Genomic DNA, 24,394 nt, shown 5'->3' with positions numbered 1-24,394 from the left:
CATAACATTAAGTACAATAAATAGCGCAAACAATGGTTCACATTTTATTATCCCCGCACAGGCAGTAAGCTATCTCTTCTCTATAGCAAAGGGAGGGGTAAGATTTGAAACAGATTCCCACTCGCGTAGGAATGATATGCATGACGTATTATTTAATCAAAGTATGATTTTACCCTGAAGACCTACCTTTTTCCTGGCTTGTTTTTCTAATTTAATACCTCTAATATGGATTGGTGTTCTGAAATTTAACACTGAGGGGCCAAATTATGAAAAAGAAACATGAACCCGGTTTTTTCGGTAGAGAAACCAAGAATATCAAAGACATTGAAAGCAATAGATACGATCCTGATTGCCCAATTCGGAGAGCTGATAAGTCTCGTGGATTCAGCCAAAAAGCAAGCAGCCAGTTTCAGCTACGAATAAAAGAAGAAGTAAAAGAAGCGTTAGACGACATTCGTAATGAATCTGCCTATAAATTTAATTAACCATTATTTTATCTCTGAGTGTAAGAGATCAGCTCCTTCTTGAAACGACCGTATTTGGTCCATCTTGAACGGAAATAACCATTGGAGTACTGATGATCTGTATATTTCTGAGTTTAATGAAGCCTGACAAGAGGCTTCATTAGTAATAAAACACTACCTTTATGGTTTGTTGCCAAACAACACTGACGCAGCAGTAGCTGCTACGGCTACAGTGGCAGCAACGAATGGGAAAAGAACATAGGGGTTTTCAAACTGACTTTTATAAGGTACTTCGTCTTTGAGTTTGGCAATTAATTCTTTTCTTATCTGACTACTATTTTCTCTCACAGATTTTAATCTATTCTCAGGGTCGGTGTTCGCTGTAAGTAATGGAACATAGTTATCCAATAATATATTTCGGGCACTTTGTATTTGCTCTGTAGTCTCACTGGTTGGATTTTCATATTTCTCCGAAACAAGAGCTATGGCTTCTGCAATTGCAGAAGTAAATTTTAGCTTATCCTCTTTGGACCAGTCATCAGCATTTGTTATACGTGAATTAATTTGATAGCGGGGGTTTTCATATTGGCCTTGAGTAAAATGGTGAATTGCATCATCCAGCTTCTTGTCCACAGAGAGTATGGTTTCAAGAAACATCAAGCTATTAATCAGGAAATTTCTTTCAAATCTAGTCATTATTATGGTTCTCATAAAGAAATAAGGGCTGACGACATTTCTGCTGAATCGATTGCAAGATATTGATTTTCTGTACCCTGTTACAAAAGAAAGCATTATGAATCGAGTCAGGGAAGTGTTTACAGGATTTACTATAATTAGGTTTCTGTTTTAGATCAACAAAAAATTTATATACAGTAATGTGTTAAATGCCGTGGAAAAATTGATAAATCATTATATAATTGAATGAACCTAAAGATATAAAATCAATCTATTATTTAAGGGGTTTCATGAAACTATTAGCATCTTTGTGTGCTTTTTTATTGTCGGGAGCTGTTAGCGCGACACCACTTAATAACATAGTTGTATTTGGTGATAGTTTGTCGGATAACGGTAACTTATATGAATACATGAAACACCAACTTCCTCAATCCCCCCCTTATTTTGAAGGTCGTTTTTCCAATGGCCCAGTATGGATAGAACGTCTGGCAGCTTCATACTTCCCAAATGATCCCAACTCTCATTTGCTGGATTATGCTTTTGGCGGAGCAGGAGTCTCTGTCGATGAAGAAGATGATGAAGTATTTTTTACCTTAAGAAGAGAAGTGAATTCTTATTTGTTAGCACATCAGGATAAAGCAAGCCCTGACAGTCTTTTTGTTATTTGGATAGGGGCAAATAATTACCTCGGAATGCCTGTTGAAGTGGACGAAACGCTTAAAAATGTTAACCGAGGGATTACGGATAGCATACAACGTTTGGTAGACAAGGGAGCGAAGCATATTTTAGTTCTCAATTTACCTGATTTGGGAAGAACTCCTGCCGCTCTGGAGTTTGGCTCTGTTGAAGAGATGACCTATTTCTCAACACAGCATAATAATGCATTATCCAATACAGTCGATTATTTTAAAAAAACTTATCCTGAAGTTGAGTGGTTGTTTTTTGACACGGGTAGTCATTTTGACCATGTGATAGAACATGCTGCAGAGTATGGATTTACAAATATAACAGGTACCTGCTCCTTTTCGATAGTAGATGAGATTACTAAAAACTCGGTTTTGAAGATGGTTGCGTCTGTGAAGCCAGAATTGACAGAAAGCGCATGTGATGGTTATTTGTTTTTTGATTTGGTTCATCCGACAGCGTTGGCACATAAAATAATGGCAGAAAAAGCGCGTTTGATGCTGGATGAAGCTGGTGTGGAGTTCGCCGAGAATTAAGAGTTTTTTATGGTGATAGCAAATGCAACTTGCATCGTCATTCAAATGAATCCGCAATGATAAGAACGGGGATTTTATACTGAGCAGAACCCAATGAGAGAATGATGTGTTTGAACTTCGCAAATATTCTCTCATTCTAACTGGCACTAACTAGTGCGTCTTGTCCATCATAGGCAATTTTATAGGGAAATATGAATCAAATTAAATGGATAGTACTACTATTTTGCTTTGTTGTTTCCAATGTATTTGCGGATAAGCTTGACATAACCGTCGATCAAAAAAAAATTATATTGCCTTATTGGCTATCAAGGCCTGTTTCCTATGGGGCGGTTATCATTGTTAGTGGTGGAGAGACAGCGCAATGGTCCTTATTATTGGAACAGTTTGCCAAGGGATTGGCTCGAAATGGCTGGTCAGTCGTATTATTGAATTGTACTAAAAATAACTCGATACCCTGGATTAACCAATTACCGGAAGTCATCAGTACTTTAAGGCAGAATAATAATAAAAGAATCGTTTTAGTCCATTATGGTGATCAACTTAATCTGGCATTAGAGTATTTTAGCAAGCCCCAATCCAAGATGATCAATGGGCTAGTGATGTTGTCTGCCTATGATTTAAATAGAAATTTGCAAAAAGTACCTCGGTTGCGTTTTCCACTGTTTGATATTGTGGGGCAGTTTGATTATGACATGGTAAGGCAGCAACGTAAGAGCAGGGAAGAAAAATTTAAAGAGAATAGTTATTTAGCCATTGATATACCTGGTGCTACTCATGACTACCAATACAGTCAACAATTATTATTGGCGTTTGTCCATGGTTGGATGGCAAAGCTTCCAGAGTTTGAGCCACAGCCACCGCCGATATTGGTTTCTTATCTGGAACCCGTTTATTCTACAGCAAGTTCAATCGTATCGACCAACAAATTGGACTACCAACCCTTGGTTTCACAGATCAATTCATAGGCTTTCATAATTTGATGAGTTTTATCGTTAGCCAATTTAATCATTTCTTCGGGTAAACCTTGAGCAATTAATTTATCTGGATGGTTACGGCTCAATAGACGTCTGTACGCTCTTCTAACCTCCTGTTTGTTTGCATTCGGACTTACCTCAAGTAATGCAAAAGCATGGGCTAAAGTATTAGGGGGTGATTGAGGTTTGTAACCCTGTTGACCTTGAGATGAGGAGGTATGCTTGTACTCCTGTTGATTATGATAGTGTTGTTTGGATTGTTCTTGCTGGAAATAAGAACCAAAATCCTCATAAAAACGATACTGTTTGTGTAGGGGAGCAAATCCCAGATGCGTAAAAATGTTATCTAGTGCGTGAATTTTTTGACTACTTAATCCATCTACTTGAGCTGCCCTATACTGAATATCTACAAAAAGCTTTAACAAATCACGGTTATCCTTGCAGATTCTTTGTAATTGGATAAGAGCAAGACTGACATTGAAATCAGCTTGTTTCCCTTCATTAAATAATCGTTTTGCCAAATCCTTTTGCCCCTTGCTCAATTTCATTTCATTCATGATGGATTTAGCCATGCTAATCTCTTGTTCAGAAACACGGCCATCCGATTTCGCAACATGCCCCATTATGGAGAAAGTGGCTTCAAAGAAAGCTTTTTGAACGATTCTTTGTTTTTCTGCATGGTACAGCCAATGGGGATTAGAGTAATAACTGACAAGGCCCCGATCAAAAAAGTTTCCAACGAGAATGCCAAACAAAGCGCCTACTGGCCCAGCAGTTAAGTAGCCAAAGAAGGCACCAAGTATTTTTCCCCACCAGGTTGTTATTACAAAGAAATCGCGTAAGTTCATTATCAGAAATTACCTATAAAGATATGTGTTAAATTTAATTTCAAGTTCTAATAATATAGATTGAGGACAACATAGTCTCTAATTGAATTGTAACATATCGCACAAGGAACTGTTTTAGGTATATACTTTACCTTTTTGTGTTTGGTACCTGTTTATGCGTTTTGTGTATTCCTTTTTAATGTACTTACTGACTCCTTACTTGCTTTTTCGCCTGTGGCGGAAAGGTAGAAAGTTGCCAGCTTACAGGCAAAGGATAGGAGAGCGTTTTTGTCTGGGAATACAAGAAAATGCACCAGTTGATGTATGGCTTCATGCGGTTTCTCTGGGAGAAGTGATCGCGGCAACACCTTTAATTGATGCAATGCTCAACAAACATTGGTCAGTGTTAGTTACCACAATGACCCCTACAGGTTCTGAACGAGTAAAATCTCGATTTGGTCATAAAGTAGCGCATCAATATTTACCCTATGATTTACCTTGGGTTCTCAAACGATTTTTTAAAAGAACGAAACCTCGTGTCGGGATCATTATGGAAACTGAATTGTGGCCTAATTTAATTAAGCAGGCTCATGCTTCAGGAGTGGCATTATTTCTGGCGAATGGACGCTTATCTGATCGCTCCTTGCAAGGATATCTAAAGCTTAAATTTTTATTTAAACCGGTTTTGAATCAATTTTCAGGAATTTTGACTCAAAGCAATGAGGATGCTGAGAGATTCATTGCCTTGGGTGCAAATGCCGATTTAGTCCATGTATTAGGGAATATGAAGTTTGATTTGCAGATTGACTCTGTTGATAGTAGTCAATACAGGGAATTAAAAAGTCATTGGGGAGAGGATAGACTTACCGTCATTGCAGCAAGCACTCATGACGACGAGGAGTCTCAGATTTTATCTCAGCTACCTCGTTTGCAGGAGGCTATTCCGGGGGTAGTGTTATTAATTGCTCCGCGTCATCCAGAACGATTTCAAACGGTCTATCAGTTGAGTGTTCAAGCAGGATTTAATACTGGGTGTCGTAGCAATTTGGATACGATTTCCAGAGAAAATGAAGTTGTTATACTCGACAGCTTGGGTGAGCTTTTGGGATTTTATCAAATTAGTGATTTTGCTTTTGTTGGCGGCAGCCTTGTCCCGGTTGGTGGTCATAATGTATTGGAGCCAATCGCGATGAATGTGCCTGTTTTAAGCGGGAATCAAGTGCATAACTTTAAATCAATTTGCAGAGAGCTTAAAGAGGCTCAGGCAATTTTGCTAGTGAATCATGCCAATGAGTTGGTTGATGCAATTATCAAGTTATATCAGGATAAGGAATCTCAAAGCACTATGGTTGCAAACGCCAGTTCAGTCCTTGAAAGTAATAAGGGCTCTGTAGTGAGGTATTTACAGAAAATTGAGTCAGTTTTGGGATATTAGCTTGTTATAAAATTCTCTCAATATTGATTTCTTGTATCATACCAGAAAATTCATCAAAACATTTTTGAACTTGTTCAAGGTGGAGTATCCATGGACAATGGCCTGCTTTATAAATGACTTTATTAATCACATTTTGACATTGAAAATTCTTATCCTGAATAAATATTGCAGGTGGACAAATGTAATCAAGTTCACTGGCAATGGTCATGGTTGGAATGGTTTGAGGATGCCACTTATAGTGAAAATCATTATAAAAATGCTCGATGGCATAATGATAGGATTCATTGTTGTAGGCAAATAATTCCATCATTTGCTCACCGATTGGTAGCTCTTCCTGAGTGAAACAATAATGTTTATAAGTATCCCAAAATTTTTTATAGGTTTCGTTGGATGGATATAAATGATATTGGCTCGCAGCAGGGACTAAATCTGGCAAATTATGTTTTTGACGCATTTCGTTAACGTGCTGAAAGAAACTGTTGGTTGTTGTTGTATTCATTAAAACAAGCCCGCTTAAATGATTCTCAATTTCCGGAAAATTCAGCGTGAACATTCCTGAAAAACTATGGGTAACAAGGATTGGCTTGTTCAAAGATTTCAGCAATGAAATGAGGCCTTCCTGCCAAGATACAAAATCAAGCTGGCCTTCACTATTATTTCCATCTTTTGGAAAATCAACAAGGCTTACAGTGCCCTGCAAAGTTAGCTTGTCGCAAAAACTGGCTAAATATTCAGAACCAAGCCCCGGCCCACCTGGCAGAAACAGCCAGTGTTGATCCGAGCCTTTTTTGATTTGATTTAATCTGTAGCCATAATTGGTAAAATACATAAAAAACATCGATTGCTTGTAATAATAAACTCCCGCCTGGCGGGAATTTATTGTTTAATGTTCAGAGGCAAGAAAGAATCAAGCACCCTGATTTTGGCGTTCCTTGATTTCAGATAGAGTTTTACAATCTATGCATAAGGTCGCAGTAGGTCTTGCTTCAAGACGTTTCAGGCCAATTTCGATTCCGCAGGCTTCACAATATCCAAAATCTTCATTTCTTAATCGCTCAAGAGCGTCTTCGATTTTTTTAATGAGTTTTCGTTCCCTGTCGCGGGTTCTAAGCTCAATGCTAAACTCTTCTTCCTGGCTTGCTCTGTCGGAAGGATCTGGGAAGTTGGCTGCTTCATCTTTCATGTGCGAGACAGTACGATCTACTTCTTCCATTAAAGATTGGCGCCAGGCGAGCAATATTTTTTCAATATGTGCCAGCTGTTTTTCATTCATATATTCCTCGCCCTCAGTCTCTTGGTAGGGCGCTATTCCCATATTTCCTATTGCATCGTTTTTCACGTTGTATAATCTCTCTTTGGTTTTATCAATTAATTGTCCTGTCATGCCAGACCCTATATTTCATTCTGTATCTGAAACTGAGTTTTATACAAAATCGCTACGTATACCAAAAAATGTCAGTATCATCAACAAAAAAATAATCACTACAAAGGTTTGTTATTCCGATTGCTTGGACGTTGTCCTCCACTTACCCTATCATGTCCTTGAAGATCTTGCCAACAGTGTATGTTTTTATATCCTAATTGATTAAGTATAGCGCTTATCTCATTTTTTTGTTCAAAACCATGTTCAACCAAGAGCAGTCCATCAGGCAAAAGATATTCATAACTGTGCTGAATAATATATTGTAGATCAGCTAATCCATCTTGACTACTGACTAATGCACTTGTTGGTTCAAAGCGGACATCGCCATGTTTTAAATGAGGATCATTTTCAGCAATGTAGGGCGGATTAGATACAATAGCGTGGTATTGTTTTAGGGGGAGATTATTAAACCAGTAGGAATGACAGAAATTAATATTGTTTAAGCCGAGTGTTTTAGCGTTATAACGGGCTAACTCCAATGCCTCTTTGCTGAAATCACAGGCGTCAATATGCCAAAGGGGTCTTTCTTTTGCAAGCGCCAAGGCAATAGCACCACTTCCTGTTCCCAGATCAAGGACAGAAACATTCTCCTTGTCAGGTATTAGCTCCAGTGCAAGCTCCACCAGACGCTCGGTTTCATGTCTTGGAATGAGAACATTGGGTGTTACTTTTAACGAAAGAGACCAAAATTCCCGCTGTCCAGTAATGTAGGCGATTGGTAGACCTTCAGCACGTTGTTTAATCATCTGCAAATAGGTTTCTATCTGTTCAGGAGAAACCAAAGCATCCGGATGGGCAAAAAGATAGGCCCGGTTTTTGTTTAACACATGGCAGAGTAAAAGTTCTGCCTCTAACTTGGTTTCCTGGTTTTTGACTTTGAATTGTTGCAGAGCTTGTTCCAGTAATGAACGAATATCAATCATGTCGACCTAAATCGGCTAGCAGTTCAGCATGGTATTCGCGTTTTAACGGGTCAATGACCAGGGATAAATTCCCTTCCATGATGTCACTAAGCTGGTAGATAGTCAGATTGATACGGTGATCAGTGAGCCGGCCTTGAGGAAAGTTATAAGTTCTAATGCGCTCGGAGCGGTCACCTGTACCAACCAGTGACTTACGTGTTTGAGCTTGTTCTTGTTTTTGTTTGCTTACTTCGGCATCTAATAATCTTGTTTTTAACAAGGACATTGCTTTGGCACGGTTTTTGTGCTGTGAACGCTCATCCTGGCACTCTACAACCACTCCTGTAGGAATGTGTGTGATACGAATGGCAGAATCTGTTTTGTTAACATGCTGTCCACCGGCTCCGGAAGATCTGTAAGTATCGATGCGTAAGTCATCGGGATTTATCTGAATGTCATTAATTTCATCCACCTCCGGCATGATAGCAACCGTGCATGCGGAAGTATGGACACGACCTTGCGATTCAGTTTCAGGTACTCTCTGTACTCTGTGAGCTCCTGATTCAAATTTGAGTTGTGAATAAACCGCTTGCCCACTGATTTTGGCAATTATTTCCTTGTAGCCTCCATGTTCACCATGACTGGCGCTAATTAATTCAATTTGCCAACCCTGGCTTTCTGCATAACGGCTGTACATTCGAAAGAGATCTCCGGCAAATATAGCTGCTTCGTCTCCACCTGTGCCGGCTCTGACTTCAAGATAAATATTGCGTTCATCATCAGGATCTTTAGGAATGAGATGCCATTGTAATTGTTCATCCAATTCCTCAATTTGTTTCTTGACAGTGTCAATCTCTTCTTCAGCCATAGTCGCTAAATCTTTATCATCACTTTCCAATAATTCGTTTAAAGAATCCAAATTATTTTTTGCCTCTAAATACGACTCATAACATTGGGAAACTGGTTCAAGTTGGGCATATTCTTTTGATAAAGACTTAAATTGGTTTTGATCGGCAATAATGGATGCTTCGGACAGTAAGCGGCCTACTTCCTCGTATCGCTCCAACATTTGCTGTAATTTTAACTCAAGAGATTTCTTCATATAATGATTGATTGGCTGTTGTATCAAAGAGATATCGCGCGAGGTCAAGTAAGTCTTCTCTGTTATCCCATGCTATTTGTCTTAAACCTATGGTGGGATTATGAGTTAGCTTGTTGACCAAGCGCATACTGAATTCATTTAAAACGTCTTGCTGATTTTGACCAGCGGATATTTTTTTCAAAGCACGTTGTAATTCCTGTTGAGCCAAAGTGTGCATTTGATTGCGGTAATCGCAAATGACGTCTTTGGCTCTAAGCGAGCGATGCCATCTAATGTAGTTATCCAGTTCGCTTTCGATCAATTGTTCTGCTTGTAATGCCGCATTTCGCCTTTCATCCATCCCTTTTTCTATCATGGATTGTAAATCATCTACATTATAGAGATGAACTTGTTCCAATTCATTGACATTTCCTTCAATATCACGAGGAACGGCCAAATCCAATAAAAACATGGGGGCATGGTTTCTTTGCTCTAAGGCATGCTCAACCAGGCTTTTATTGATGAATGGGAGTGGGCATGCTGTGGCAGAAATAACAACATCGGCCAGAGGTAAATATTGCGGGATATCACCAATGGACAGTGTTTTTCCACCGAAAGTTTCAGCTAATTTTTGAGCATTTTCCAGAGTGCGGCTCGCTATCAAAAAACGATGGACACCATGCTGATGCAGGTATTTAGCAACCAGAGAGGCTGTTTCTCCGGAACCAATTAAAAAGACACTTAAGGAATGATAGTTTTTAAATAATTGCCCTATCAGTTGTACCGCAGCATAGGCAATCGATACGGGATTAGCCCCAATTCCGCTACGAGTTCTGATGCGTTTGGACGCTCTGAAAATATATTCAAACACAGGCCGTAATTGTGTTTTTACTGTGCCAAGACGACAAGCATGTTGATACGCCTGTTTCATTTGGCCAAGGATTTGTGGTTCGCCTATCATCATGGAATCCAAACCGCTGGCAACACGCAAGGTATGTTTGATTCCTTCTTTTCCCTGATGGATATACAAAAATTGAGATAATAATTCCTCTGATAATTGGTGTTCATGAGCTAACCAGTTTCCAAGAACCTCAGGGGTATTGGTATCACAGTAGATTTCAGTCCGGTTGCATGTAGATAAAATAGCCGCTTCATTGACTTCAGGTAAATCAAGCAGACTGCTCAATAGAGAATCTTGCATGGCTGGCTGCAGTGCGACTTTTTCACGCACATGAATTGGAGCAGTTTTATGATTAAGCCCGCAAGCTACAAATACCATAGAATCTTGATTTATTTGTTTAAGGGAATTAACGAATTGTAAACGATTCATTGTAAAATTTGTAGAGAAAAAGACAAGGTTCCTTGTATTTCTGTTTCTTGCAATCATTTTACAGTATATTTTTTACCCGCCTTCTTCCTCAAGATTGTCCCACTTGGGAAAATTTGCTGGCAAGGGATTCAATTTACTTTCTCTATCTTCAAACGGGCTCATATCTAATAATGAGAACAGTGACTTTCTAAAGTCCTGTTGAGTTTTGCCGCCAACATGTATAGCCACATATTGCACAACATGTGTCATTTCAATAGGAGCTTTAAATGGACATTATCCTGCAAGGTCAACATAATGCTATTGAAACTGTTGAGAGCCTGGAGAGGGTTCTGAAATTATTTAAAGAGCGTTACCAGGTTGATGGATTTCGCGAGATTCATTTGACTGTCACTTTAGTTGATGAACAGGGCGATGAGGTGGAGTTGGTTGATAGTGATACGAATCAACCTTATCGAATTTTTGAAGTTTATCGTAAAGGATATGAATTGGCTGGAAGAAAAGGGATTCCAATGTTGCAGCTGGTAGTTGATAATACGCACAAATAGATTATTCTTTCTGGTGTGTTTTTAATAAGCCTCATATTCTGGATAAGGAGTCCATTATGATTATGGCATTGGTAGCCATAATACTTACGTTAATACTGGTGATAGGTATACACGAACTGGGGCATGCACTGGCAGCCCGCCTGTTTCAGGTCAAAATTAGTAAAATTTCCATAGGATTTGGAAAACCATTAATTCAATGGCAAACGCAAAGTGGTTGTAACTGGATCTGGGCAATGTGGCCTTTGGGAGGGTATGTTCAGTTACTGAATTCGCGGATTAGTCCAGTAAAGCCACAAGAAAATGCTTATTGTTTTGATAAGAAACCAATTTGGATTCGTGTGCTGATTTTATTGTCAGGAGCGATTGCCAACCTTATTACCGCATGGATAGCCTTGGTATTGGTTTTTTATATTGGCATTAGCTACAAACAACCTCAAATTCAATCGGTAAAACTGGATAGCCTTGCTGCTAAGGCGGGTATTCAAGCAGGCGATCAATGGGTTGCTATAGAGAATTACCCAACTGATTCCTGGCAAGGGGTAGGTATGCAATTGGTAATTCATTGGGGGCAAAAGGATGTTCACATTGTTTTAAGACAAGGGAATCAACAATTAAAACAATTGAATCTTGATTTAAGTCAGATTGAATTTACTTCAAAAGATGGCTCTCTGCTCGAGAGTCTAGGGATCAAACCTGATTTGTCAGCAGTTTCCAGTTTGACGCGCTATCCATCTCTACTGGCTTCAATGCAAAAAGCGTTTGCTGAGATAATCCATACCATGTACTTTTTTATAATGATATTGAAGCAATTGTTTCTCGGGGTTATTCCTTTTTCAATTTTACTTGGACCGTTGGCTATTTTTTCTGTTTCTGTGGCTTCTTTAACTCAAGGCGTTATCGTTTTTTTACTATTCATTGCTACTTTGAGTCTTGCTGTAGCTTTGGTCAATTTATTTCCTATACCTGGCCTTGATGGAGGCAGCATTTTATATTCGTTTATAGAGAAAATTCGTGGGAAACCTGTCTCAGTGGCTGTGGAAGTCTTGCTTCATCGCTTGATGATTATTCTATTTTGTGTTTTGTTAGTGCATTTATTAATGAATGATTTGAATCGATATTTACACCATTGACAGTGGACTCATAGGTACGGGCTGCCTTTTAATTTTTAGTTACAGCCCGCGCACAACAACATATATCTACTCTCTTAACTCCAGCATTTTTTAATGTATGTGCCATTTCATTGGCTGTGCTGCCTGTGGTTAATAAGTCATCAACAATCATAACGTGTTCATAAGTTACAGCTGATACATAAAAAGCATGACGTAAATTTTTCCTTCGTTGCTCTCCATCAAGGTTGGCTTGTGAAGCGGTATTGATTATTTTTTGGCAATAATATAAATCATAAGGGATGTTTAATTGACGAGCTAATAATCTGGTTAATACACCAGCCTGGTTAAATCCCCTTCGTTTTAATCGTTTGGGATGCATGGGAACGGGAATTAGACAATCTGGTTTCAATGCGTTTTTGGGTAAGGCATTAAGAAGTAATTGCTTTAGAAACGAGGCCAGATAAAGGCCATTATGGTATTTAAACTGATGTATTAAACTACGCAGAGGTTCTTCAAAACGATACGCTATATAAGCACTATCAAAGGAGGGCCTTTTTCTAACGCATTGACCACAAACCAGATACGTATCATCAGAAAGGGGGTAGGCACAGTATTGACAGCAAGATCCAAGTTGTTTCATAAACTCCATGCAATTAGAGCAAACTGCAAGTTGGCTTTTGTGGAACTGGTTGCAAAGAGTGCATATTGAAGGTAAACGTAAGTTCTGTGTTATACTTAATAATTTTTGGAGCACGATAGTTGGATTTCCAGCATTTAATTTTTCCCTGGTCTTTATAATGACGGTCAACAATGAAATAAGCAAGGCATTTAGCAAACATGCCGATGACTATGAGCGTGTGGCCAAAGTTCAAAAAGAAATCGGCAGTCGTTTGTTTGAGCGATTACAATATTTGAAAATTGCTCCTCGACGAATTCTTGATTTGGGGTGTGGGCCTGGATTTTTTTCAAAAGAATTGGCTTTGTTATATCCGAAAGCGCAGATTGTTGGAATGGATTTGTCGTTTGCCATGTTAGAGCAAGCCAGGAAAAAACAGGGTTGGCGTCGTAAATGGCCTTTAGTCAGTGCCGATATGCAGAAAATGCCTTTTGCAACAGGCGCTTTTGATTTGGTTTTTGCTAACCAGGTTATTCATTGGAGTAGCTCATTAGGCATGGTTTTTCGGGAACTTAATCGTGTAATGAATGTCAACGGATGCTTAATGTTTACTACCTTGGGTCCTGATACCTTCAAGGAATTACAAACGGCCTGGTCTGCCGCTAATCAATATGCTCATGTTAATGAATTTGTTGATATGCATGATATTGGAGATTGTCTGATTGCCGAGCATTTCATGGACCCAGTCATTGACATGGAATTACTGTCTATACATTACGAGACCCTTCCCCAATTGCTATTAGCTCTAAAAACTCAAGGGGTAAGAAATATTAATCCTAAACGAAATCACGGGCTCACAGGTAAAAGTGCATGGAAACAATTTGAAGCACAATACGCTACAATGCGTACTACTACTGGCAAATATCCCTTAACTTATGAAGTAGTTTATGGGCAAGCCTGGAAGGGTGCGCAACGTAAAATGGAGCAAGGTATAGAAACCTGGATTCCTGTTTCGCGTGTTGTTAAAAAATCCTAATTTAAAACGGATATCAATCGGATTGTCCGGTGCATCAATGGTGTCAAGACAAATTGCTACGATTTTGTAATTGTTTTGTTAATTCAATTAATGCAGCCGCTTTACTACCAAATAACCGCAGAGAATCCATTGCAATTTGGTAATGAACAGCGATTTCTTCTTCCAATTGTTGCTTGTTAAATAAGGTTGCAAAAGTGGTTTTTTGGTTTGCCTGATCCGAGGAGCGACCTTTTCCCAATATTTGAGTTGGAGCGTACAGATCCAGGTAATCATCTTGCATTTGAAATACAAGCCCTATATGTTTCCCATAAGTTCTTAGTGCGGATTTGATTTGCTCAGATACCTCATGTTGTGCTGCTAAAACCATTTCAAAACACGCCAGGATCAGTTTTCCAGTTTTCAAAAGATGAATTTCTCTTAATTGCTCCTCAGTTACCGATGATTTGGCCAGTTCTGATAAATCAAGACTTTGGCCACTAACCATTCCACTTATTCCACTGGCATTTACCAATACTTGAGTAATGGCTACGACTTGTGCTGCGGGGAGAAGGGGCGATAATCTCATCAGTAAGACTTCAATCGCTAAAGCTTGCATGCCATCGCCGACTAAAATAGCGGTTGCCTCATCAAATGCTTTATGACAACTCGGCTTACCGCGGCGCAGATCGTCATTGTCCATCGCTGGAAGATCATCATGAATCAGGGAATAGCAATGTGTTAACTCAAGCGCTGCCGCAATAATATCCAGAACTCCCTGGTCAACATCAATTAAATCGCCAGCCAAATAAACCAAAATGGGTCTTATTCTTTTGCCGCCTGAAAATAAAGCGTAATGGAGTGCGGAGCGAATTTGGGGAGCTGGTATTATTATTTCATTGAGCAATTGCTCGAGATATAGCTCATGTCTTTGGGTATACTTATCAATCACTTGTTTGTTCATCTGAGTCGAGTTCAATGTTGGAATCAGTACCAGTTAACGTTTCAATTTTTTGCTCTGCCTGATTCAAAGCATTTTGGCAACGTCTTGCAAGGCTAATTCCCTTTTCAAATTGTTTCAGCGATTCTTCAAGGCTAAGCTCTCCCTTTTCCAGTTGCCGGACAATTTCTTCGAGTTCGGTGATTGATTGTTCGAAATGTATGCCTTTGCTCATAACTGTTTTCCAAGGCGATAAAAGGTGTGATTATACTGGGTTAACGCGAGGATTCAACTTCTGAATGGAAGTAAGTGGAAAATCAATCATAGAAGCTTATTGGCAGCTTTGGGTTTTATAAAGGAACTCCAGAACTGGATGTTGGACTTTGCAAGTTTAATATCAAAGACCAACATTAGGTAGTTAACAGCGTTTAAAGACCAAATGCTTTATCAAAATCCAGATCAAATTCTTCATCCTTTGTTTTGCTATTCCTCGTAGTGAAGAAGGTGGGGCTGTTTTTTATAGATGTCTCATATTGTTGAATCTGATCACGGCATTTATCTTTTAACTCGAGCATTTCTTCATATAAAGAGCGTATTTCAATTTTCAAGCGGTCAACTACTTCACTGCCGCCCTTGTAAATGGTGGTTAGAGAGCCCATTTTGACAAAGTGTTCTGTGTGGGCGTTTTCCAGGAACTTTAGTTGAGCTGTTAAAGAGGAGGACTCTTTTGCTTTCGCTATTTGGTCTTCCATATACTCTTTTAATCTGGTAAGTTCTGTTACCGGATTTTGTCCTTTTTTGAAAGCAGGCATGATTTTGACCTCACATTTTAAAATAATCCCTTAGGTAAGTTAAAGCAAAAACAGGCAATTGAAAAGCAAATATTTTCATATTCTTTTTTATTAGATAAGTATTAATGCATAGTGCCTGGTATAGGGTTAATCAATTTAAATTGAAGCCAAATTGTTTGTCAGATAAGTCTATGAAAATCAGGCGCGATTTGTATAAAAAACCTGACATTCGCATTTAAACATCGTGAAGCCAAGCGAATGTCAGGTTTTTGTTTGAAGTTTAATTATTTGGGTGATGAAGCTGCTTGACGAAGCCCCAAATCTTCTTCAGCTTTTTCTACCGCTTTCGCTGAATCTGGACGTGCATAAGCGAAGAAACCTTGTTGATAACCAAACGTAAAGACGGTAATCACCGCGTTGCCCAAGCACTTTAAAAGATTTTTCAGGTAGTCACCCCAGCCTAAGTCTTTTTCTAAAACCGGTTTAGCTATTTTTACGGCATCTTGACAAGCTAATTTAAACTTTCTTCCAGCAAGTTCCTGAGAAAATTCATTGGCTCTTAAGTCTCGCTCATACTCATCACGAGCAGCTATAAGACTTTGGAGAAGTGTATTTGCTGTGTCATGTGCTTTTTTATACTGGTGTTGATCAACTCTGTCTATTTTGAGTGTGAGCTCTTGAATAATTCCATCAACTTTCTGGAGAGCTTGAGTTATATTTTCTTCCTGTTGATTTTCAAGCTTAGGTTTTTCTTCTACTTCAGATTGTTTTGCAAGTTTTTGCTTTTCTTCTTCAAGTTGCTTTTCCAGTTTCAATTGTTCTTCGCGCTGTTTTTCCAGCTTACGCTTTTCTTCTTCAGCCCGTTTGTGTTGTTCTTCTAATTTTGTTTGAAATTCACCAACCAGTGTTTGTGGGTGGTTATAACTAAATTGATCACGTAAAGGTTCATATAATTTTCTTACGTCAATTTTTAGTTGTTCAACTTGCTCATTTCCACCCTTGTAAATTTTTGATAATGAACCCATTTTATCATCGTACTCATTCAAAACCTCTACAAGTAGTTGATCGATTTCCTGCTCTGAGGTTGCTTTTTTAATTTTTGAAATTTGCTCTTCCATGTATGCCTTAAGTTCAGTTAAACCTTTAACTGGATCCTGACCTACGGTGAATTTTGCCATAATTTTATCCTCGGTTTTTATAAAAAAATCACTTCGGCAAATAATAAAGCAAGAAAGTGTTTTTGAAAAGTAAAGTTTTAATAAATATTTTGTAAATTGAGTGCAATAAAAAGAAAAAGGTGGCGTTCAAGATAAGATAAGTCCTGGTTCATTTAAAAATTATTTAAGGCAAATATGTTCAGCGCGAGTTATCATAAATGTACTAAATAAAATGCTTGAATCAAGGCAAAAATTATGAAAGTGAAAACCCAGTTTGTTTGTAATCAATGCGCGGCCATTTTTAAACAATGGGCAGGACAATGTACTCAATGTGGCGCCTGGAATTCCATTGTTGAAGAAGGGATTATGCCTGAAAACAAGACTTTACGAAGTGGGCAATGGGCTAATCAGCGCTCTGTCATCACTGCTGTTGAAGACGTTGTAATGGACAAAATAGTACGTATGGATTGTGGTATATCCGAGCTCAACCGGGTTTTGGGAGGGGGGCTGGTTTATGGCTCGGTTGTTTTGATTGGAGGGGATCCGGGGATCGGTAAATCCACCTTACTGTTGCAAACGCTGGCTAATTTATCTATGCAAGAAACAGTATTGTATGTGACGGGGGAAGAGTCATTACAACAAGTTGCCATGCGTGCCCAAAGATTGGGACTACCTTTGGCCGGACTGCGGCTATTGGCAGAAACTCAGGTTGAATCCATCATTGCTCAAGCCCAAAAGGAAAAGCCGCGAATTATTGTCGTCGATTCAGTACAAACGATATTCACTGAAGCCATAAGTTCTGCTCCGGGAGGAGTTAGTCAAGTCAGGGAATCGGCAGCACAATTGGTGCGTTATGCCAAGATGACCAATACGGCCATCTTCCTGGTAGGGCATGTCACCAAGGAAGGAACATTAGCCGGGCCTCGGGTGTTAGAACATATGGTTGATAGTGTTCTCTATTTTGAGGGGCAAAATGATAGCCGCTTCAGAGTCATTCGCGCCATTAAAAATCGTTTTGGCGCTGTCAATGAATTAGGTGTATTTGCGATGACTGACAAAGGCCTGAAGGAGGTAGCCAACCCCTCAGCTATTTTTTTATCTCGCCAGCCCGAACCTACGCCTGGCAGTGCAGTGATGGTGACTTGGGAAGGATCAAGACCCATGTTGGTAGAAGTACAAGCATTGGTTGATGAGGCCCACGGTCAGCAAGCGAAACGCGTTACTGCGGGTCTTGAGCATAATCGCCTGGCTATCTTGTTAGCTGTTTTACACCGTCATGGAGGTATCGCTACTTACGATCAGGATGTTTTTATCAATGTAGTCGGGGGAGTGAAAGTGACTGAAACAGCGAGTGATTTGGCTTTGTTGGCTGCAGTGATTTCAAGTTTACGTAATCGTATATTTGATAGTGAAACCATCATATTCGGTGAAGTGGGATTAGCGGGGGAAATCAGACCAGTGCAAAGTGGTCAAGAACGCATTAAGGAGGCTATAAAACATGGATTCAAGCGTGCTATAGTCCCTTTTGCCAATGCTCCCAAACAGCAAATCGATTCCATGACGGTAGAGCCAGTTAAACATTTGCGAGATGTATTGGAGAAAATGTGAGTTATCAAAAACCAATCACACCGGAATATAAAATGAATGAAGATACTATCCGTGATTTTAATCGTAATGGTGCCGTATGTCTTCGCCAATTTTTAAATGCGGAAGAAATTGCTATTCTAAAAGAAGGAATAGAATTTAATTTATCCTCCTTAAGTCCCCGTGCCAAAATAGCCAGCAGACCCGATGATCCTGGTTATTTTGTTGAGGATTTTTGTACTTGGCAAAACAATCCTTTTTATCAACGAATTATCTTTGGTACGAATTTGGGAGTAGCTGCCGCTCAAATAATGCAAAGCCAATCAGTCCGGTTGTATCATGATCATTTGTTGGTAAAGGAACCAGGTACACGACAGGTTACACCCTGGCATCAGGATCAGCCGTATTATAATATTGAGGGGAAGCAGAACTGCAGTTTCTGGATTCCGGTTGATCCTGTCAGTCGTTCTTCAACTCTGGAATTTATCGCTGGTTCTCATTTGGGTCCCTGGTTAATGCCAAGAACATTTTTAGATAATCAGGCAAAATGGTTTCCTGAAGGAAGTTTGCAGGAGTTGCCTCCTATAGAAGAGGCGCGAGCAAGGTATCCAATTATTGGATGGGAAATTGAGCCAGGCGATGTTGTATGTTTCCATATGCTGACTTTACACATGGCAAGAGGAGTTGAGGGAAGGCATAGAAGAAGAGTGTTTTCTGTGCGTTTTTTAGGTGATGATATTACGCATGCCCCCAGAGCATGGCCTACTTCACCTGATTTTCCTGGTTTGACGGCCGAAATACCGGCAGGCGCTAGCATGGATCATCCATTATTTCCATGTTTGCCACTCAAAATATAGTAAAACGATATATTTTATTTCCCTTCAAAAAAGAGCTCATTTTTTCAAGGATAAGATTTTTAAGATTCCTATTCACAACGGATGTTATTCCAAGAAGCGTACAATCAAAAGGGTATATTTTTTATTATTGACTACCAAAATTCGTTATTGTTTTTCATTAAGTATTGTATTGTATTTTTGAAGTGTCTTTATGTATACCTGATCGAGAGGCACTGTTCATGGTACATCGGTTTGCTCTATTAAACTTATGTTTAACCGTTTGAGGACTAATATTACAAGGAGTAATTATGGCGTTACCTACGGAGTTAAAAAGTAAGTTCATTCAAATTCTGAATCAAAACAAAATTTCTCATTCTGTTGGTTGGTCTAACTACATGGAGAGTGTTAATAATCCAGCCGCGATTGTCGTGGAAGTTAAAAATGAAAAAGAGGTTCAGACAGTGATGAAGGCGATTAAGGAATTGAATTCTGACAGGGAACCCAAAGATAAAGTGACGGTGAGAGCTACTGCGGGATGGACTGATAAACCGGGTAAAAGCTGTTGCTTTTTTCCATGGAGCGAAGCCCAGGAGAGTCAGTACAATGAAGGATTTTCTTTTTCTCAAGTCGTAGGTGGTAAAGCATCTCCTGATACGGCAGGTACCGATGTAATTATCCGTTTTGCAAAAAAATTTCATCATGCAAAAGTGATTGGTCCATTAAAAAATCCCCCTGTTTTTAATCCAGACAATCCCATTCATAGACTCCCCATGACTTTGGTGGAAGTGAGTGCAGGGATGCAGGTGGCTGATTTTGCCGATTTTTTACGAGAACATCAGTTATCCTTGTCAACTGTTAGCATGATTTCCTGGGTGACCCCTGTTGGCTTGGCTGGAACAGCGGGACATGGTACCGGGCGTGATGAACCGGCTTTCAGTGGCCTAATTGAATCGGTTACAGTTTGTGATATGGACGGCAACCTGCGTGAAATTAATTCTGATCATCCTGATTTCAAAGATTTGACAGGTGGTCATAGCGGGTTGTTGGGTATTGTTGTTAGCATGAAATTACGAGCGGTTAAGGCATTTAATTTATGTGAAACAATAGAATTATTTCCCAATACCAGGGAAATGACAGGCAGGTTAAGTGATATATTAAAGAATAATCAATACATCAGTATTATGGGAATGCCAAGTTACGGCTGTCCTGAATCGGATAAACTGGTTTCCAAATGGCAAATTCGTCAATGGAATTATACTACCGACAAACCAGGAAAAAAGGAAAAGGCCCCTTATGATCCGGACGTTCGCTCTTTTGCTCAAGAGTTACAGGTTCGCATTGGTGCCTCAGTGATGGATTTCTTACTGGACTCAGGATTAAAGCATTTATTACCTTCTTTTATGTTACTGTCAGCAGCAGTAGTCACAGGTACTCGTGGTACATCACCAAAAGTAGATTATGAAAATCATATCACACATCCTCAGGTGGCTTTTCCAAAGGAGATGAGGGATGTGAGTTATTTGATTCCAGTCAAAGATGACGAAGCAGGGCAAAAATTGGAACTTATTTTACAAAAAATGGAAGCCATGTTGAACGAAGCGGGTAGTATGGGGGAATTTCCTGTTACTTATGCGATTTATGTTCGTTATCTTAAGGGGACTAACGGAGGATTATCAACCAGTTTTACTTCATCAGATGATGAGCGTATTTTAGCGATAGACGTAGTCACTCATCCTGAAGCACCTGGGATTACAAATTTTGAGAAGGGATTCATGTCTTTTTTAAAAGAGATGAATATTATTCCCAGAAATCATTTGGGAAAAAATTTCCCCGCGGGCGTAGTGCATTATGATCAGTTTTTGGGTGCGGAGAGGGTGTCAAAGTATAAGCAGGCACTGGAGAGATTCTATTGCAGTCCAGGAAAGAACGATGGTGCTGAGCGCCTGAGCATGTCTCCTTTTTATACCCCTTATTTGCAAGGCATGTTATCTGCAAGTGCACCTACCAATCAATTAGTTGATCAAAATAAATACGAGCAACGCATAGAGAAGTTGCATGAGGAGCATTCTGATCTCGAATGTGCTGAGTTTTTGAGTAAATTATATGCCGAGGTGTCCAGGATGAGTACGTTTTCAGAAGAGGCTCTTACTGCAAAAAAAGGGTTTTTAGAAGCATGTAAGGCGGAATTGGAGCACAGGAACAGTCGATTAGAAGCCCCTGTACCTCTATTGAGTTAAGCAATCAGGAAAATAAGCACAAGGCAGAGCCTAGCAAATTCAGGAGTCTCTACTAAACTTAAAAATATAATAATATTTTGAGTTAACCTATGGATATTACTCCTTTTTTTAAGCTCATGGTCGATAAAGGTGCCTCAGATTTGTTTTTCAGTGTCGGGGCACCACCAAATATTAAAATCGAGGGCATCACATCACCTATTGGCCAGGTTCCTATCAAATCGAATCAAATGGCAGAAATTGTTTTATCTATTATGAATGACGCACAGCAAAAAGAATTTGAGTCTAAAATGGAACTCAATATGGCTTTTTCATTAGCTGGAGTAGGGCGTTTCCGAATCAATTTATTCAGGCAACGTGGCGAAGTGGCTATGGTGGTGCGTTACATCAAGGGCGAAATACCTTCTATAGAAGATTTAAATCTTCCTCAAATTTTAAAGTCTCTGGTCTTGGAGCTGCGTGGTTTAGTATTGGTTGTTGGGTCCACGGGATCGGGTAAATCAACGACTCTGGCCGCGATGATCAACCACCGTAATGAAAATCACAGAGGGCATATTTTAACAATAGAGGATCCTATTGAATATATACATCAACATAAAAAATCAATAGTTGATCAACGAGAGATAGGTATTGATACTCTAAGCTATGACAATGCATTGAAAAACGCGATGAGAGAAGCGCCTGATGTGATATTAATTGGTGAAATTCGTGATCTTAACTCAATGAAACATGCGATAGCTTATGCTGAAACAGGACATTTGTGCATTTCTACTTTGCATGCCAATAACGCCAATCAGGCTCTGGATAGAGTGATTAATTTTTTCCCCGATGAGGCAAGACAACAGATATTATTAGATTTATCTCTTAATTTAAAAGCAATCATTTCATTACGTTTGATACCAGGAGTTGATAATCAACGTGTCGCAGCGGTGGAGATCTTGATTAACTCTCCTTACATTTCCGATTTGATTGAAAAAGGGAAGATAGACGATATTAAAGAAGTCATGGCAAGAAGCGCGGAACAAGGCATGCAGACTTTCGATCAGGCTTTATTTAATTTATATAAAGAAGGAAAAATTACCAAAGAAAATGCGATTAAGTATGCTGATTCAAAAAACAATGTGGGTTTACAAATTCGATTGGGCGAAGAAAAAAGCTTTAATATTCAAGATGAGAATTTACAAATACAACCCGATGATATTGATAATGTTTGATTCATTATGAATCAATTTTGAACATTGTTTTGAATGAAACATTGTGATAAAATTATAATCTAATTTGTTAATTTTTCTTCCAGTCCATGCCTAGAGTTTATAATCTTAAAGATATTTATCTGGGTGCCCCTTCTTTTTCAGGGCATGAAGTTTATCTTGATGCGGTTTATTATCCTTCTGATTCGTCCGAAAAAAATTTCAGGGTTATTTATAAGAAAAACAAGTTTGGTAACGCTAACTTATCTCGCATGGAAGTGGCTTTTAGTCAGTTAGCCCGATTATTTTTAGATAATGGATTAACTTCCTTTCAAAAAATGGTAGTGAATGATGCAAATAAAGTACAGGGATTGATAGTTGAGCATTTAAATTATGTGATTGAAAATAAAGAAGGATTGAAGCAGCCATTTTATACTTTGAATGCACCAAGGAATGGATGTGATTATACTGAAAAGCGAGTGACCAGCTCGAATGAGATACCTTTCTATTTCCTGGATAAGTTGCCTCAAGGTTTTTTTAATCAATTACTGGCGGCAGAAAAAAATAATAAATTGAGCATAGATTATGCCTCTTTGGCAAGTATATTGGCTACTTCGTACACTTTGGAAGAAGACGATTTGCATAAAGGGAATTTTGGTTTTTATTTGGTGAAGAAACAGGGAAAACCACGAGTTGTTTTTTTCAAAATTGATCATGATTTAATGTTTGTAGACAGCATCATGTCATTTACAACAAGAAGATTCTGCCATTTGTTTGATGGATGTGATGCTTTTGATATCACAGAAGAAGACTTGTTAAAATTTCCTAATTTAAAATATTCTGCTAATGGTTATTGGCCAACCAAAACCAGCATTTTTTATAAACCATGGGATAATAAAGATTATCGTACCTATGCTGAAATTCAGGCTTTTGCGGATTTATCCCATGTGGAAGAGTTTAACAAGGCAAAATGGCGGTCTTTTTACAAGCATATTTTAATCTCTCAATCTCAAATGGAAGCTACCTTAAAGGCCTGCTTTGATGAGAATAACTCTTCAGACAGGGCACATATTTCTCTGGTAATTCAAGCGATGTTAGCCAGACAGGCGCGTTTAAAGGCGATGTTATTTTCTCTAAAAGATTTTCGTGATTTTATTCTTTCCCAAAATGGAAAAGAGCGAGATTTATTATGTCATGAAATCCTGAATAACTTGCCAGAGGAAGAGAGAAAATCTTTTGAAAATGAAATTAGACAATCGTTAGATTATAGCCATAACCTCTGTTGTTCCGGTCTTTTTGAGGATGGGGATACCCCGCTGCATATAGCAATTAAGTCAGGTGATTATCGTTATGATGAAACGATTGGCATGTATGGGCAATTCATCAACACGAAAAACAGCTCAGGAAAAACTCCTTTGGATATCGCTTTACAGATGGCAGGGCAGTCTAAAGTTCATCCTGCGGATGTGCGTAAAGATTATCGTTTTATCATGAAACATTTATTGGCGAATGGAGCTAATCAGACAAAACAGTTTGAAGAGTTCGATAAAATTGAAAACATCAGATCCTATCAATTTCATACTCCTTATCTAAACAAAGCCATAAAGGCTAAAACTTATCATGAACTGAAAGAAGTACTCAGGGACATTGGTGAAGATCATCAGTATTGTTTGAAATTCAAAAAGATGTTGGCAGTTGAATGCATTTCTGAATTTATAAAGGCTAATCAAGATAATCTCAGTTTAAGAGGAATACTGTTAAAATTAAAAAAGGAAGTGGATGGTAAGGGAACAAAATCAGAAAATGCGGCTTTAATGTATATACGTCAATTAAGAAGTCGGCTATGGATTGTACGTCAAATCAGAGGACTTTATGGCTGGTCTACAACGCAAGGCGAAATTGATTATATGATTGATAAAGAGCTGGCGCGTTTGGATACTAAAGATTTAAAGAGACTTTCATTATTTGATTCCAGAGACAGCAGTACTTTGGATAATGTCTTTTTGGATATATCACTATCAAAGAATAAAATCTAAGTTCATTCTATTG

At 38.9% G+C, this 24,394-nt stretch carries 25 protein-coding genes; 12 read left to right on the top strand and 13 right to left on the bottom strand.

Annotation, left to right across the window (positions count from 1 at the left end; all coding sequences use genetic code 11):
* Window positions 1-266 precede the first annotated feature (266 nt).
* Window positions 267-485 (top strand): hypothetical protein, encoded by a 219-nt coding sequence (locus LPG_RS11785; RefSeq protein WP_014326988.1) that lies wholly within the window; start codon window positions 267-269, stop codon window positions 483-485.
* Between the two features lie 159 nt (window positions 486-644).
* On the opposite strand, the gene mavE is transcribed toward LPG_RS11785, so the two are convergent.
* Window positions 645-1,160, bottom strand: a complete 516-nt coding sequence (mavE, locus tag LPG_RS11780) for a Dot/Icm T4SS effector MavE (protein ID WP_015444130.1) — start codon at window positions 1,158-1,160, stop codon at window positions 645-647.
* Window positions 1,161-1,429: 269 nt separating this feature from the next.
* On the opposite strand from mavE, the gene plaA reads away from it, so the two are divergent.
* Both plaA and LPG_RS11770 read left to right on the top strand, forming a co-directional pair.
* The gene (gene plaA, locus LPG_RS11775) at window positions 1,430-2,359 is read left to right on the top strand and encodes a GDSL family lysophospholipase PlaA (protein WP_015444131.1); all 930 of its coding nucleotides are present in this window, start codon (window positions 1,430-1,432) and stop codon (window positions 2,357-2,359) included.
* Between the two features lie 191 nt (window positions 2,360-2,550).
* Window positions 2,551-3,324, top strand: coding sequence for a DUF3530 family protein (locus LPG_RS11770; RefSeq protein WP_010948048.1), 774 nt, complete (start codon window positions 2,551-2,553; stop codon window positions 3,322-3,324).
* Here LPG_RS11770 and djlA read toward each other — a convergent pair.
* Entirely contained in the window at window positions 3,291-4,181 is an 891-nt protein-coding gene (gene djlA / locus LPG_RS11765) for a co-chaperone DjlA (RefSeq protein WP_010948047.1), read from the bottom strand. The two genes, LPG_RS11770 and djlA, sit on opposite strands and share 34 nt — an antisense overlap.
* A 154-nt stretch (window positions 4,182-4,335) precedes the next feature.
* Between djlA and waaA the strand changes: the two genes are divergently transcribed.
* A complete protein-coding gene (gene waaA, locus LPG_RS11760; protein ID WP_015444132.1) occupies window positions 4,336-5,595 on the top strand; it encodes a lipid IV(A) 3-deoxy-D-manno-octulosonic acid transferase in 1,260 nt (419 codons plus the stop codon).
* Window positions 5,596-5,599: 4 nt separating this feature from the next.
* Here waaA and LPG_RS11755 read toward each other — a convergent pair whose 3' ends face one another.
* The 6 genes from LPG_RS11755 to LPG_RS11730 all read right to left on the bottom strand — a co-directional run bounded on the left by LPG_RS11755 (window position 5,600) and on the right by LPG_RS11730 (window position 10,559).
* Window positions 5,600-6,433: an alpha/beta fold hydrolase gene (locus LPG_RS11755; protein ID WP_010948045.1), complete on the bottom strand. Its 834-nt coding sequence runs from the start codon at window positions 6,431-6,433 to the stop codon at window positions 5,600-5,602.
* Between the two features lie 69 nt (window positions 6,434-6,502).
* The gene (dksA, locus tag LPG_RS11750; RefSeq protein ID WP_010948044.1) at window positions 6,503-6,979 is read right to left on the bottom strand and encodes an RNA polymerase-binding protein DksA; all 477 of its coding nucleotides are present in this window, start codon (window positions 6,977-6,979) and stop codon (window positions 6,503-6,505) included.
* Window positions 6,980-7,077: 98 nt separating this feature from the next.
* On the bottom strand, window positions 7,078-7,941 hold the full coding sequence (gene prmC / locus LPG_RS11745; protein WP_010948043.1) for a peptide chain release factor N(5)-glutamine methyltransferase: 864 nt from the start codon (window positions 7,939-7,941) through the stop codon (window positions 7,078-7,080).
* On the bottom strand, window positions 7,934-9,022 hold the full coding sequence (gene prfA / locus LPG_RS11740; protein ID WP_010948042.1) for a peptide chain release factor 1: 1,089 nt from the start codon (window positions 9,020-9,022) through the stop codon (window positions 7,934-7,936). The genes prmC and prfA overlap by 8 nt, the downstream gene beginning before the upstream one ends.
* Window positions 9,006-10,280 (bottom strand): glutamyl-tRNA reductase, encoded by a 1,275-nt coding sequence (gene hemA, locus LPG_RS11735; RefSeq protein ID WP_015444133.1) that lies wholly within the window; start codon window positions 10,278-10,280, stop codon window positions 9,006-9,008. The genes prfA and hemA overlap by 17 nt, the downstream gene beginning before the upstream one ends.
* 123 nt (window positions 10,281-10,403) lie before the next feature.
* Window positions 10,404-10,559: a hypothetical protein gene (locus LPG_RS11730; protein WP_162096598.1), complete on the bottom strand. Its 156-nt coding sequence runs from the start codon at window positions 10,557-10,559 to the stop codon at window positions 10,404-10,406.
* 38 nt (window positions 10,560-10,597) lie between these two features.
* Between LPG_RS11730 and LPG_RS11725 the strand changes: the two genes are divergently transcribed.
* Both LPG_RS11725 and LPG_RS11720 read left to right on the top strand, forming a co-directional pair.
* Window positions 10,598-10,876 carry a hypothetical protein gene (locus LPG_RS11725; protein ID WP_010948040.1) on the top strand — a complete coding sequence of 93 codons (279 nt, stop codon included), beginning with the start codon at window positions 10,598-10,600 and terminating at the stop codon, window positions 10,874-10,876.
* A 56-nt stretch (window positions 10,877-10,932) separates the two neighbouring features.
* Window positions 10,933-12,006 (top strand): M50 family metallopeptidase, encoded by a 1,074-nt coding sequence (locus LPG_RS11720; protein WP_015444135.1) that lies wholly within the window; start codon window positions 10,933-10,935, stop codon window positions 12,004-12,006.
* 28 nt (window positions 12,007-12,034) lie between these two features.
* Here LPG_RS11720 and LPG_RS11715 read toward each other — a convergent pair whose 3' ends face one another.
* Window positions 12,035-12,739: a ComF family protein gene (locus LPG_RS11715; protein WP_349254537.1), complete on the bottom strand. Its 705-nt coding sequence runs from the start codon at window positions 12,737-12,739 to the stop codon at window positions 12,035-12,037.
* A gap of 43 nt (window positions 12,740-12,782) precedes the next feature.
* On the opposite strand from LPG_RS11715, the gene bioC reads away from it, so the two are divergent.
* Entirely contained in the window at window positions 12,783-13,637 is an 855-nt protein-coding gene (gene bioC / locus LPG_RS11710) for a malonyl-ACP O-methyltransferase BioC (protein WP_015444137.1), read from the top strand.
* Window positions 13,638-13,680: 43 nt separating this feature from the next.
* Here bioC and LPG_RS11705 read toward each other — a convergent pair whose 3' ends face one another.
* The 4 genes from LPG_RS11705 to LPG_RS11690 form a co-directional block, all read right to left on the bottom strand.
* Entirely contained in the window at window positions 13,681-14,577 is an 897-nt protein-coding gene (locus LPG_RS11705; protein WP_015444138.1) for a polyprenyl synthetase family protein, read from the bottom strand.
* Window positions 14,558-14,788 carry an exodeoxyribonuclease VII small subunit gene (locus LPG_RS11700; RefSeq protein ID WP_010948035.1) on the bottom strand — a complete coding sequence of 77 codons (231 nt, stop codon included), beginning with the start codon at window positions 14,786-14,788 and terminating at the stop codon, window positions 14,558-14,560. The genes LPG_RS11705 and LPG_RS11700 overlap by 20 nt, the downstream gene beginning before the upstream one ends.
* 193 nt (window positions 14,789-14,981) lie before the next feature.
* The gene (gene lem22, locus LPG_RS11695; protein ID WP_010948034.1) at window positions 14,982-15,365 is read right to left on the bottom strand and encodes a Dot/Icm T4SS effector Lem22; all 384 of its coding nucleotides are present in this window, start codon (window positions 15,363-15,365) and stop codon (window positions 14,982-14,984) included.
* A gap of 263 nt (window positions 15,366-15,628) precedes the next feature.
* A complete protein-coding gene (locus tag LPG_RS11690) occupies window positions 15,629-16,522 on the bottom strand; it encodes a lpg2327 family Dot/Icm T4SS effector (RefSeq protein ID WP_010948033.1) in 894 nt (297 codons plus the stop codon).
* Window positions 16,523-16,756: 234 nt separating this feature from the next.
* Here LPG_RS11690 and radA point away from each other — a divergent pair, with 234 nt between their 5' ends.
* The 5 genes from radA to ankK all read left to right on the top strand — a co-directional run bounded on the left by radA (window position 16,757) and on the right by ankK (window position 24,381).
* Entirely contained in the window at window positions 16,757-18,109 is a 1,353-nt protein-coding gene (radA, locus tag LPG_RS11685; protein ID WP_010948032.1) for a DNA repair protein RadA, read from the top strand.
* Window positions 18,106-18,942, top strand: coding sequence for a phytanoyl-CoA dioxygenase family protein (locus LPG_RS11680; RefSeq protein WP_010948031.1), 837 nt, complete (start codon window positions 18,106-18,108; stop codon window positions 18,940-18,942). The genes radA and LPG_RS11680 overlap by 4 nt, the downstream gene beginning before the upstream one ends.
* A 287-nt stretch (window positions 18,943-19,229) precedes the next feature.
* Window positions 19,230-21,158: an FAD-binding oxidoreductase gene (locus tag LPG_RS11675; RefSeq protein WP_010948030.1), complete on the top strand. Its 1,929-nt coding sequence runs from the start codon at window positions 19,230-19,232 to the stop codon at window positions 21,156-21,158.
* An 89-nt stretch (window positions 21,159-21,247) separates the two neighbouring features.
* Window positions 21,248-22,369 carry a PilT/PilU family type 4a pilus ATPase gene (locus LPG_RS11670; RefSeq protein ID WP_010948029.1) on the top strand — a complete coding sequence of 374 codons (1,122 nt, stop codon included), beginning with the start codon at window positions 21,248-21,250 and terminating at the stop codon, window positions 22,367-22,369.
* A gap of 86 nt (window positions 22,370-22,455) precedes the next feature.
* Entirely contained in the window at window positions 22,456-24,381 is a 1,926-nt protein-coding gene (gene ankK / locus LPG_RS11665; RefSeq protein ID WP_010948028.1) for a Dot/Icm T4SS effector AnkK/LegA5, read from the top strand.
* Window positions 24,382-24,394: the final 13 nt, after the last annotated feature.

The sequence above is a fragment of the Legionella pneumophila subsp. pneumophila str. Philadelphia 1 genome, assembly GCF_000008485.1.
Taxonomy (GTDB): domain Bacteria; phylum Pseudomonadota; class Gammaproteobacteria; order Legionellales; family Legionellaceae; genus Legionella; species Legionella pneumophila.
Note: the sequence above shows the minus strand (reverse complement) of the source record. Positions and strands in the feature narration are given on the sequence as shown.

Excerpts from the sequence above, each read along its gene's own strand:
- djlA (WP_010948047.1), bottom strand. The coding sequence starts at position 4,181 with ATGAACTTACGCGATTTCTTTGTAATAACAACCTGGTGGGGAAAAATA.
- radA (WP_010948032.1), top strand. The coding sequence starts at position 16,757 with ATGAAAGTGAAAACCCAGTTTGTTTGTAATCAATGCGCGGCCATTTTT.
- ankK (WP_010948028.1), top strand. The coding sequence starts at position 22,456 with ATGCCTAGAGTTTATAATCTTAAAGATATTTATCTGGGTGCCCCTTCT.
- LPG_RS11720 (WP_015444135.1), top strand. The coding sequence starts at position 10,933 with ATGATTATGGCATTGGTAGCCATAATACTTACGTTAATACTGGTGATA.
- LPG_RS11725 (WP_010948040.1), top strand. The coding sequence starts at position 10,598 with ATGGACATTATCCTGCAAGGTCAACATAATGCTATTGAAACTGTTGAG.
- lem22 (WP_010948034.1), bottom strand. The coding sequence starts at position 15,365 with ATGCCTGCTTTCAAAAAAGGACAAAATCCGGTAACAGAACTTACCAGA.
- dksA (WP_010948044.1), bottom strand. The coding sequence starts at position 6,979 with ATGACAGGACAATTAATTGATAAAACCAAAGAGAGATTATACAACGTG.
- LPG_RS11700 (WP_010948035.1), bottom strand. The coding sequence starts at position 14,788 with ATGAGCAAAGGCATACATTTCGAACAATCAATCACCGAACTCGAAGAA.
- waaA (WP_015444132.1), top strand. The coding sequence starts at position 4,336 with ATGCGTTTTGTGTATTCCTTTTTAATGTACTTACTGACTCCTTACTTG.
- LPG_RS11670 (WP_010948029.1), top strand. The coding sequence starts at position 21,248 with ATGGATATTACTCCTTTTTTTAAGCTCATGGTCGATAAAGGTGCCTCA.
- LPG_RS11785 (WP_014326988.1), top strand. The coding sequence starts at position 267 with ATGAAAAAGAAACATGAACCCGGTTTTTTCGGTAGAGAAACCAAGAAT.
- bioC (WP_015444137.1), top strand. The coding sequence starts at position 12,783 with ATGACGGTCAACAATGAAATAAGCAAGGCATTTAGCAAACATGCCGAT.
- hemA (WP_015444133.1), bottom strand. The coding sequence starts at position 10,280 with ATGGTATTTGTAGCTTGCGGGCTTAATCATAAAACTGCTCCAATTCAT.
- LPG_RS11690 (WP_010948033.1), bottom strand. The coding sequence starts at position 16,522 with ATGGCAAAATTCACCGTAGGTCAGGATCCAGTTAAAGGTTTAACTGAA.
- LPG_RS11675 (WP_010948030.1), top strand. The coding sequence starts at position 19,230 with ATGGCGTTACCTACGGAGTTAAAAAGTAAGTTCATTCAAATTCTGAAT.
- mavE (WP_015444130.1), bottom strand. The coding sequence starts at position 1,160 with ATGACTAGATTTGAAAGAAATTTCCTGATTAATAGCTTGATGTTTCTT.
- LPG_RS11770 (WP_010948048.1), top strand. The coding sequence starts at position 2,551 with ATGAATCAAATTAAATGGATAGTACTACTATTTTGCTTTGTTGTTTCC.
- prmC (WP_010948043.1), bottom strand. The coding sequence starts at position 7,941 with ATGATTGATATTCGTTCATTACTGGAACAAGCTCTGCAACAATTCAAA.
- LPG_RS11755 (WP_010948045.1), bottom strand. The coding sequence starts at position 6,433 with ATGTTTTTTATGTATTTTACCAATTATGGCTACAGATTAAATCAAATC.
- LPG_RS11705 (WP_015444138.1), bottom strand. The coding sequence starts at position 14,577 with ATGAACAAACAAGTGATTGATAAGTATACCCAAAGACATGAGCTATAT.
- plaA (WP_015444131.1), top strand. The coding sequence starts at position 1,430 with ATGAAACTATTAGCATCTTTGTGTGCTTTTTTATTGTCGGGAGCTGTT.
- prfA (WP_010948042.1), bottom strand. The coding sequence starts at position 9,022 with ATGAAGAAATCTCTTGAGTTAAAATTACAGCAAATGTTGGAGCGATAC.